Origin of the sequence: Planktotalea arctica (genome assembly GCF_002105285.1) — a bacterium.
GTDB classification, from domain to species: Bacteria; Pseudomonadota; Alphaproteobacteria; order Rhodobacterales; family Rhodobacteraceae; genus Planktotalea; species Planktotalea arctica.
This window is the reverse complement of record NZ_MUHR01000006.1, coordinates 461213-470383: the sequence shown is the minus strand read 5'-3', so window position 1 is coordinate 470383 and position 9171 is coordinate 461213. Positions and strand designations below refer to the sequence as shown.

The following is a 9171-nucleotide window of genomic DNA, read 5'->3' as shown; positions in this document are numbered from 1 at the left end:
ATCAATGTCTGAGATCAAAATCTCCGAAACGCCGCTCGCCGCATCATCCACCGCAACAGGTAGCGCGTTGGGCGCGTCTGTTACCGTGATCGCCACAGTCGAGGTATCGGAACCGCCATTACCATCAGAAATCGTGTAGGTGATCGTATCAGAGCCAGAGAACCCGGAATCCGGCAGATAATCCAGCGTGCCGTCACCGTTGATCGTGACCGTGCCATTGGGCGCTGTGGCCGCCGTGACCGTCAGCGGATCGCCATCCGGATCACTGTCGTTGCCCAAAACGTCGATATCTTCGAGCAGCGTATCGACGCCTGTCGTTCCAGCGTCAGGCAAAGCAATCGGGTCAACATTATCCGTGGGATCGGTCGTCGTGAACAGCAAATCAGAGATCAGGACTTCCTGCTCTCCTATGCCATTGTTCGCATAATCAATTTCGACGCGTGCAACCGGGCCGGCGATCGAGATAAGCGCGGATTGCGACGCATCCGTTGGCAGACCTTGCGTGTCGCCGTCCAGCGTCTGGCCGGTCACAGTCATGCCCGCGCCTGCCGTGATCGTCACGGGGATTTCATTACCCGCCGCATCAAACGCGCGAATGCTTACAACGTCGTCATGAGGATTGCCCGGGCCACCGTCGATATCACCCAGCGCGCCAGCGTCGATATCATCGATCCGGAATGTCAGGTTGGATACCGTATCACCGAACAACGGGTCCGTTGACGCAAAGGAAAACGCCGTCGTCGACGTGTCACCAGAGGCACCGCCATCGCTGATCAGCTTGAGCTGGGAGCTAGGAGGCAGGCTGTCGCCCACATCGTCATATGTTTCGAGGTTTAGAGCAAACGCCGTCGCACTTGCGGCGACATTGGCGTAATCGACCGTTACAGCGACACCGCCAGCGTCAATAGTCGCGGGTCCCGTGACCTCAGTGCCATATCCACCAGGGTAATTTTCCCAAGACAATCTAAGATCAGGCATTTCAAACCCCTCACACAACACTCGCAAGCACGAGCTAAATTCGACCCACCTGACGGTGCGACAATCAATAGAACAGGCGAGAGGCCATACAAAGCGGGGCCGCGCCAATACGGACGCGGGTTTGCTCACGGACCAGAAAAGATCACAGCAGCAGCTTTGCGCCAACACAGACGCCTATAGTTCTTCGGCCACCCCCATGGCCTAGAGACTGTCCCCCAGTAGGACAGGTTCTGTTTTACCGCGCATTGCGCAGGCTTCAAACATTAATTCATCTTTTACCTTCTTCAAACGTGCGGCCTATGGGAAAAAAACTGCCCCGGCGTCAGTTCGTTGGATGGTTCCACATCAAAAAGTGGTTCAATTTGTCTTAAATTGGCATCGAATTTGCCGTAATGTAATTAGTATAGTGGGTAATGCGGTCAAAAATCAAAAACTGTTTTTAATCGGGAAACAATTAACCTCTTTGCATGAACCTTGCCTCAAACGGGGCTTATCTGCACAGATTGGAGCAAAGCTGTTTCCAAAACGCATTCAAAGCGGCGCATTGTTGCCCACTGTTCAACCGAAGCAGCTCGCACATCAGGGCTATCCAACAGGTTTTCGAGAGAATCAGCCGCGTTAACCGCCACCACTCAACTCGAGATCGATTCGAACCGGACAGCCACTTGGCAGGCCGTTCACGGCGCAAGCGCAACTAGAACAAACCACTGCGCTTTAACGAGCAATCCTGCGGAAAATGCGGAGACTTGCAAAGCAAGTTGGTACCCAAGGCCGGACTCGAACCGGCACACCCGTTAAGGCGGGGGATTTTGAATCCCCTGCGTCTACCATTCCGCCACTTGGGCACTTCGCTCTCTTTAGCGATCCTCTTTGGCAGGGTCCAGACCTCACGATCGTGTTCTTACAAGAAATTGCACGCATCGCCCTCTTGACCCCTTTGCGCCGCCGTGATCATTGCCAAGGCAAGCAAAAATGAGGGCGATATGCTTAGAAAACTCTATGATATGACACTCTCATGGGCTGATCACCGCTATGCGATCTGGATTTTAGCCGTGGTCGCCTTCGTGGAAAGCTCGTTCTTTCCCATCCCACCAGACATTTTGATGATCCCGATGATTCTCGCACGCCCGTCGCGCGCATGGCTCATTGCATCGGTCGCGCTACTGGCCTCCGTACTGGGCGGCATGCTGGGCTATGCCATCGGCGCGCTTGCCTACGAGCAAATCGGCGAGCCGATCCTGCAAAGCCTTGGCAAGGCCGATTCAATGGCCGAGTTCAGCCAGCGCTTCAATGATTTTGGCTTCTGGGCGGTTCTGACCGCAGGTGTCACGCCCTTCCCCTACAAAGTGATCACCATCATGTCCGGCTGGACCGGCATGCCGCTGGCGACCTTCATCATCACTTCAATCTTCGCGCGTGCGCTGCGCTTTTATCTCGTTGCGTTTCTGTTGTGGAAATTCGGCGCACCGATCAAGGATTTCATCGAAAAGCGTCTGCCTTTGATGTTCACCTTGTTCGTGCTGTTGTTGATCGGCGGCTTCTACGCGGTGCGCTTCCTATGAGCCGCACGCTGTATATAGCGCTCGCCGCCGGTGGCTCTGCTGCATTGATGCTGGGCGCACTGGGGTTCCAGTACATAGGTGAGATGCCGCCGTGCAAACTATGCTACTGGCAGCGCTACCCGCATGTCGCCGCAATCGCGATCGGCGTGCTGGCGCTATTGATCACAGGACGCGCCCTGCCCGCCCTTGGTGCATTGGCGGCCCTAAGCACCGCCGCGATCGGCGCGTATCACAGCGGCGTCGAGCGCATGTGGTGGGAGGGTCCAAGCTCTTGTTCCACCGGCTCCGTCACTGGCATGAGCGCACAGGACTTGATGTCGCAAATCATGGCCGCCCCCTTGGTGCGCTGCGATGAAGTGCCTTGGGAGCTGTTCACGCTCTCCATGGCGAGTTGGAACATGCTTGCGTCTGTGGCTTTGGCCGCACTCTGGTTCATGGCACTAAAACGCAGTTAATTCACCCGCGTCGCAAGCAGCAGGCTGGTTTCTGAAGTGCTCACCCCGTCAAGCCTGCGAATGCGCGCAAGCACCGCGTCGAGCGCTTCCAGAGACTCTGTGCCGATTTCAACGATCATATCCCAACGCCCGTTCGTGCTATGCACGGCGCGCACTTCGCTCATGCCGCTCAGGTGCCGCGTTATGCGCTCCGCGCCGCGCCCCTCGACGCCCAGCATCATCAAGCCGCGCACAGGATCAGGCGCGACATCCCCCTTCAGCGTAACACTATAGCCCAGCACATCACCCGACGCCTCAAGCCGCGCCATGCGCGTGCGCACCGTGGCGCGCGTTATGCCAAGATGCCCCGCAAGTTCGGACAGCGACGCGCGCGCATTCCGGCGCAAAAGCGCTATTAGCCTTCGATCCAAATTATCCATTTCGCTCATCCTAATAGACCATTTTGAGTATTCATACATAGTTTCGATCACTTTGCCATCTTAACGCGGCCCACTTTGATGCCTTATTCCTCGGATAAATCACATTGGCGAGGTACTCATGTCCCGAAATATCCATCTGATCGGTTGCCCTGTCGATAGCGGCAAAGCGCGCACAGGCTGTTTGATGGGGCCTGATGCCTATCGCACCGCAGGCCTGCCTGAAGCGCTCCGTGATCTTGACCTTACCGTACTGGATGCGGGCAACCTGAGCCTGCCGGACCTAAGCGACATCACCCTCGCCGGACCGGGCTATATGCGCGCAGAGACGATAGGCTGGACCCGCGTTATCGCCGACGCCGCCGAGCGCGCCATGCAAAGCGGCACGCCGATCTTTCTAGGCGGCGATCACAGCCTCTCGCTCGGATCAGTCCTTGGCTCTGCGCGCTGCGCCGCCGCTCTGGATCGCCCGCTTTTCGTCCTTTGGCTCGATGCGCATTCGGATTTTCACACGCCGCTTACCTCCGCCTCTGGCAACCTGCACGGCACACCGCTTGGCTACCTAACCGGGCGTGAAGGCTTTGAGGATTTTCCCACCGTGACAAATCCCGTGCTGCAAGAAAACGTCTGCATCATTGGCTTGCGCAGCGTCGATGCTCCCGAACGCGCCGCGCTTCAAGGCAGCGATATCATCTATCACGATATGCGTGCGATTGATGAAAATGGCATTGCGCGCCCGCTGCAAGCCTTCCTGGACAGCGTAAAGGCGGCGAACGGCCTGTTGCACGTCTCGCTCGATGTGGATTTCATCGACCCTATGTTTGCCCCCGCCGTCGGTACCACCGTGCCCGGCGGCGCGACCCTGCGCGAGGCGCATCTGGCGATGGAGATAATTTGCGATAGCGGCCTGATGAGCGCACTCGATCTGGTCGAGCTTAACCCTTTTCTAGATGAGCGCGGGCGCACCGCACTCGTGATGACTGACCTCGCCGCGTCCGCCCTTGGCCGCCGTGTGTTCGATCGCCCCAACTTTGCTCTTTGAAGGACCGCCGCAATGACACCCTCCGATAAAGCCTATGTCCCTTTCGTTTCCGTTGATCACATGATGCAGTTGATACACCACATCGGGCTCGAAAAAATGCTGTGCGAGCTTACCGATGCCATCGAGGCCGACTTTCTGCGCTGGCCCGAGTTCGATAAGACCCCGCGCGTGGCCTCGCATAGCGAAACAGGCGTGATCGAATTAATGCCCACCTCGGACGGTGAAGTTTACGGTTTCAAATATGTAAACGGCCACCCGTCCAACACGCGCACCGGCCATCAGACGGTCACGGCCTTCGGCCTTTTGGCAGATGTGGCCACGGGCTACCCTGTCCTGCTCTCTGAAATGACGATCCTTACCGCCCTGCGCACCGCAGCGACCTCTGCGATGGTTGCCCGCGCACTTGCACCTAAAGGCGCGCATGTGATGGCGATGATCGGCAATGGCGCGCAGTCCGAATTCCAAAGCCTCGCGATGAAAGCAGTCTGCGGCATCGATACAGTGCGCCTGTTCGACACGGATTCCGCCGCAACCGCAAAATGCGCCGCAAATCTCGCCAAGACAGGGCTTAACGTGGTGATTTGCAAAAGCCCCGAGGCCGCAATCGAGGGCGCGCATATTCTCACGACCTGCACAGCGGACAAGCAATATGCAACGATCCTCAGCGACAATATGGTCGGCTCCGGCGTGCACATTAACGCCATTGGCGGCGACTGCCCGGGCAAGACGGAACTCGCAAAAGGCATTCTCGAGCGCAGCACGATCTTTGTGGAATACCCCGAGCAAACCCGCATCGAGGGCGAAATCCAGCAGCTTGCCAGCGATCACCCCGTTACGGAACTTTGGCAAGTGCTAAACGGAACTGCAAAAGGGCGTACATCCGAACAGCAGATAACCTTGTTTGACAGTGTCGGCTTTGCAATCGAGGATTTTTCCGCCCTGCGCTACATCAAGAATGCAATTGAAGGCACTGGATTTTCGATTCAACTCGATATGCTCGCCGACCCCGATGATCCACGCGATCTGTTTGGTATGGTCCAGCGCTCCGCTTGAAGGGCGCGCATTATCCAAAGCATGTTGTTCTGAATGTTGGCGACAACCGGCCAGCGTCTCGCCCTAAATACAAAGAGATATCCTTCGTAATGAACACGGCACTTCAAATCAGTTTGCCAAGGCTGCGCGTTCGTTGAGTGTCCAAATCCAAGGCTAGCAAATCTTGGCTGTCAGAAAAAACACCTGTCAAATTCTTCTAAGCGAGCACAGCATGTATCGAACCGCTTGCGCGATCCGACCGTCGTGGGGGCCAGCCCCCACACCCCCGAGGTATTTAAAGACCGAAGAAGGCTTAACTTTTTCTTTACTTCATGGCTCTACCAAAAGGATACGGAACAGGCAGAGGTGCCGATGACCGTGACCAGAGAAGCCCCGGGCCAAGCGCTCGGGGTGGACCACTCTTCTCTGGTCCAGCAATACCTCGGGGGCGGCTCAGCTTTGCTGAGACGGGGGCAGCGCCCCCTCCCTACACAACCTGTGCGGCGCAAGCCGCTCCATTGGATCAGAGGTAATCAGATCGCTGAAGTCCGTATTTGGCCATCTTCTCGTTCAAGGTCCGGCGCGGCAGGCAAAGCTCGTCCATCACCGCAGCGATAGACCCTTTATGGCGGCGCATCGTGTTGTCGATCAACATCCGCTCAAACGCCTCAACGTATTCCTTAAGCGGTTTGCCCTCCGTCGTCATCACGGGCGTCATTTCATCGTGATCATTCATCAACAGCGAAGCGATCGTTCCCGAACCACGCCGTGTTTGCAGCACAGCGCGCTCGGCGATATTGATCAATTGGCGCACGTTGCCGGGCCATGGCGCTTGCAGCAATTGCGCCGCTTCCTGCGCAGAAACCTCGGGTGCAGCGCAGCCATATTCTTCGGCGAATTGCTCGGACAGGCGCGTGAACAGCGACAGAATATCCTCGCCGCGCGAGCGCAGCGGCGGTATCGTTATACGAAGCGCTGCGAGGCGGTAGAACAGATCAGAGCGCAGTGCATCTTCGCAGGTGCGATCCTGCTCTTGCAGATTGGAAATCGCGATGATGCGTGTTTCGGCAGGCGTGCCTTGCTCGTTGATCACCGATAAGAGCCGCGCTTGCAACGCATCGCTCAGCGCCTCGATATCCTCCAGCACCAGCGTGCCGCCGCGTGCTTCCTCGATCGCAGGCAGATAGGGATCTTCGGGCGCAACAGGACCAAACAAACGCTGCGCCAGCGCGTCTTCATCCATTGCCGCGCAGCTCACCAGCACGAAGCGTTTGCCCGCGCGGCTGCCCACAGCGTGCAGCGCATGCGCCACCAGCGTCTTCCCTGTGCCAGTCTCGCCATCAATCAACACATGCCCGTCCGCCTGGCCCAGATCGAGGATGTCTTCTTTCAAACGCTCCATCACCGGCGAAGCGCCGATCAGCTTCTTCATCAACTGACCGCCATCGGACAATTCGCGGCGCAAAGCACGATTGTCCAGCGTCAGGCGGCGCGCATTGGCAGCCTTTTTGGCCAGCTCGGACATGCGATCCGGATTGAACGGCTTTTCCAGAAAATCGAAGGCGCCGATGCGCATCGCATTGACCGCCATAGGTACATCGCCATGCCCCGTGATCATGATCACCGGCAGCGCGCTATCGGTGCTCATCAGCTTTTTCAGGAACTGCATTCCATCCATGCCCGGCATCTTGATATCCGAAATCACGATTCCCGGATAATCCGCACTGATCCCCGCCAGCGCATCTTCTGCTGAAGCAAAGGTTTCGGTGTCGTATCCCGACAAGGCCAGCCACTGTGAAATGGACTGGCGCATGTCTTTTTCATCATCAACGATGGCGATCTTCATTGCATTGGCCATGAGTTTACTCCGCTGCGGGCTTTGCGCGATGCGCGCCCTCTTCATCTAGGATAGGCAGGCGAAATTCAAAGACCGCCCCTCCCTGCGCCGCATTGCGCGCCGTCATCCGTCCCCCTAGCTCGTTCACGATACCCGAAGAAATGGCAAGGCCCAGCCCCACGCCGTCCCCCGGTTGTTTGGTCGTATAAAACGGCTCGAACAGCGCATCGAGGTCCTCGATCCCCTGCCCGTTGTCGCGCACCGTCAGCATCGCGGTTTCGCCCGCAGCCAGCAGCACGTCGACCTGCGGGTGCTCGACCGATTTGGTGGCATCAAGCGCGTTGCGCAAAAGGTTGATCATCACCTGCTCTACGCGCACGCGGTCGGCCATGACCATGACCGGTTCTTGCGGCAGCGTTTTGTTGATCTGCACCTGACGTTCGCGCAATTGCGGCTCCATCATTGACAGGCTCGAGGCCAGCGCATCGCCAAGGTTTACAGGGGCATAGCTATCACCACCCTTGCGCGCATAGCTTTTGAGCTGGCGCGTGATCGAGCCCATTCGCCCGATCAGATCATCAATGCGCTGGAAGCTGGCAAGCGCCTCGTCCGGGCGTCCACGCCCCACCAAAAGCCGCGCGCCGGCAAGGTAGGTGCGCATCGCCGCAAGGGGCTGGTTCAGCTCATGGCTGACGGCCGCGGACATCTCGCCCAAAGCGGCCAGTTTGGAGCTTTGCGCAAGGGTCTGCTCGGCCACAGCAAGGTTTTCCTGCACCTTTTCCCGCTCGGCAATTTCCCGCTGGAGCCGGATGTTGAGTTGGCGAAGTTCAGCCGATTCACGCTGAAACAGCGCCATGCGCACCGCCGTTTTGCGATTCAGGAAATAGAACGCCAACGCAAGCAGGATCGCGAATCCCATGATTTCGAGCGCGAGCACCCCGTTCACACGTTCGCGCACAGAGGCATAGGAAGTGAAACTCGCCATCTGCCAGCCGCGAAACGAGATCCGCGTGTGCGTGCGCATCACTGCCTCACCGCGCAAGTAGGCGTCCCCGGGGTCCGCGTTCCAATCGGCAGTCACCTGAATCGCGCGGCTGATCGCACCGGATGGGGGCTGACGCGTCAGTGCCTCTTCTTCATTCAAGCCGCGCCAACGCGGCTCGGTCGACAGAATTATCGTGCCCTCGGAGTTGGTGATCAAAACCGCATCGGAAATTCCAGCCCACGCACGTTCGAATTTTTGCAGATCGACTTCGACCACGACCACGCCAAGCACATTACCGCCGCTTTCAACGCGGCGCGAATAGGTAAAGGAATAGCCTCCCGCCTCGCGCTCAATGATCGAAAACACCGTATCATTCGAGCGCAGCGCATCGACAAAATACGCCGCTGAGCGGTGCAGCGATTGCAGACGGTTGCGATCCGTCGCAGCGACAGATCGCCCGTCGCGATCAAGCAGCATAAGAGAGGCAGCGCCAATTTCATCTACGAAGCTGATCAAACGCTGGGTTGATCCAGTGAAATCATCAGAATTCAGTGCGCCGATCAAGGCGGGATCGCGCGCCAGAAGCTGCGGCACAATCGCGTTCCGGCGCAGTTCCGACAGGATGTTGCCGCTATAGAGGGCAAGGCGTAACTCGGCCCGGTTGCGGGTGGTTTCGGTAAAGCGATCCGTTAAAAACGAGTTGGTAAAAAAAACCGTGATTGCGGCAAAAAGGATCAGTGCCCCGAGCAAAACCCTCATGCGCCACGGGTTAAAAACCCGCCGTGGACGGCTGGGTGCATTTTTCGGTGCGGGCATACTCGATGTTGCAGGCGTATCGCTCATGGAGGCGATGCTAGAGCGCGC

At 57.7% G+C, this 9171-nt stretch carries 8 protein-coding genes and 1 tRNA gene; 4 read left to right on the top strand and 5 right to left on the bottom strand.

The window, feature by feature from the left end; all coding sequences use genetic code 11:
* Both B9P63_RS19415 and B9P63_RS09565 read right to left on the bottom strand, forming a co-directional pair.
* On the bottom strand, nucleotides 1-978 hold a 978-nt coding region (locus B9P63_RS19415), incomplete at its 3' end, for an Ig-like domain-containing protein (protein WP_176219133.1).
* A 759-nt stretch (nucleotides 979-1737) separates the two neighbouring features.
* Nucleotides 1738-1823: transfer RNA gene (locus B9P63_RS09565), tRNA-Leu, on the bottom strand.
* Between the two features lie 138 nt (nucleotides 1824-1961).
* On the opposite strand from B9P63_RS09565, the gene B9P63_RS09560 reads away from it, so the two are divergent.
* On the top strand, nucleotides 1962-2540 hold the full coding sequence (locus B9P63_RS09560; protein ID WP_085308363.1) for a YqaA family protein: 579 nt from the start codon (nucleotides 1962-1964) through the stop codon (nucleotides 2538-2540).
* Nucleotides 2537-2995, top strand: coding sequence for a disulfide bond formation protein B (locus B9P63_RS09555; protein WP_085308295.1), 459 nt, complete (start codon nucleotides 2537-2539; stop codon nucleotides 2993-2995). Before B9P63_RS09560 ends, B9P63_RS09555 begins: the two co-directional genes overlap by 4 nt.
* On the opposite strand, the gene B9P63_RS09550 is transcribed toward B9P63_RS09555, so the two are convergent.
* A complete protein-coding gene (locus tag B9P63_RS09550; protein ID WP_085308362.1) occupies nucleotides 2992-3414 on the bottom strand; it encodes an Lrp/AsnC family transcriptional regulator in 423 nt (140 codons plus the stop codon). The two genes, B9P63_RS09555 and B9P63_RS09550, sit on opposite strands and share 4 nt — an antisense overlap.
* Nucleotides 3415-3532: 118 nt before the next feature.
* On the opposite strand from B9P63_RS09550, the gene rocF reads away from it, so the two are divergent.
* Nucleotides 3533-4453 (top strand): arginase, encoded by a 921-nt coding sequence (rocF, locus tag B9P63_RS09545; RefSeq protein WP_085308294.1) that lies wholly within the window; start codon nucleotides 3533-3535, stop codon nucleotides 4451-4453.
* A gap of 12 nt (nucleotides 4454-4465) precedes the next feature.
* Entirely contained in the window at nucleotides 4466-5506 is a 1041-nt protein-coding gene (locus B9P63_RS09540; protein ID WP_085308293.1) for an ornithine cyclodeaminase, read from the top strand.
* Between the two features lie 502 nt (nucleotides 5507-6008).
* On the opposite strand, the gene B9P63_RS09535 is transcribed toward B9P63_RS09540, so the two are convergent.
* Both B9P63_RS09535 and B9P63_RS09530 read right to left on the bottom strand, forming a co-directional pair.
* Entirely contained in the window at nucleotides 6009-7343 is a 1335-nt protein-coding gene (locus B9P63_RS09535; RefSeq protein ID WP_085308361.1) for a sigma-54-dependent transcriptional regulator, read from the bottom strand.
* A gap of 4 nt (nucleotides 7344-7347) precedes the next feature.
* Nucleotides 7348-9123, bottom strand: a complete 1776-nt coding sequence (locus tag B9P63_RS09530; RefSeq protein WP_085308360.1) for a sensor histidine kinase — start codon at nucleotides 9121-9123, stop codon at nucleotides 7348-7350.
* Nucleotides 9124-9171 lie beyond the last annotated feature (48 nt).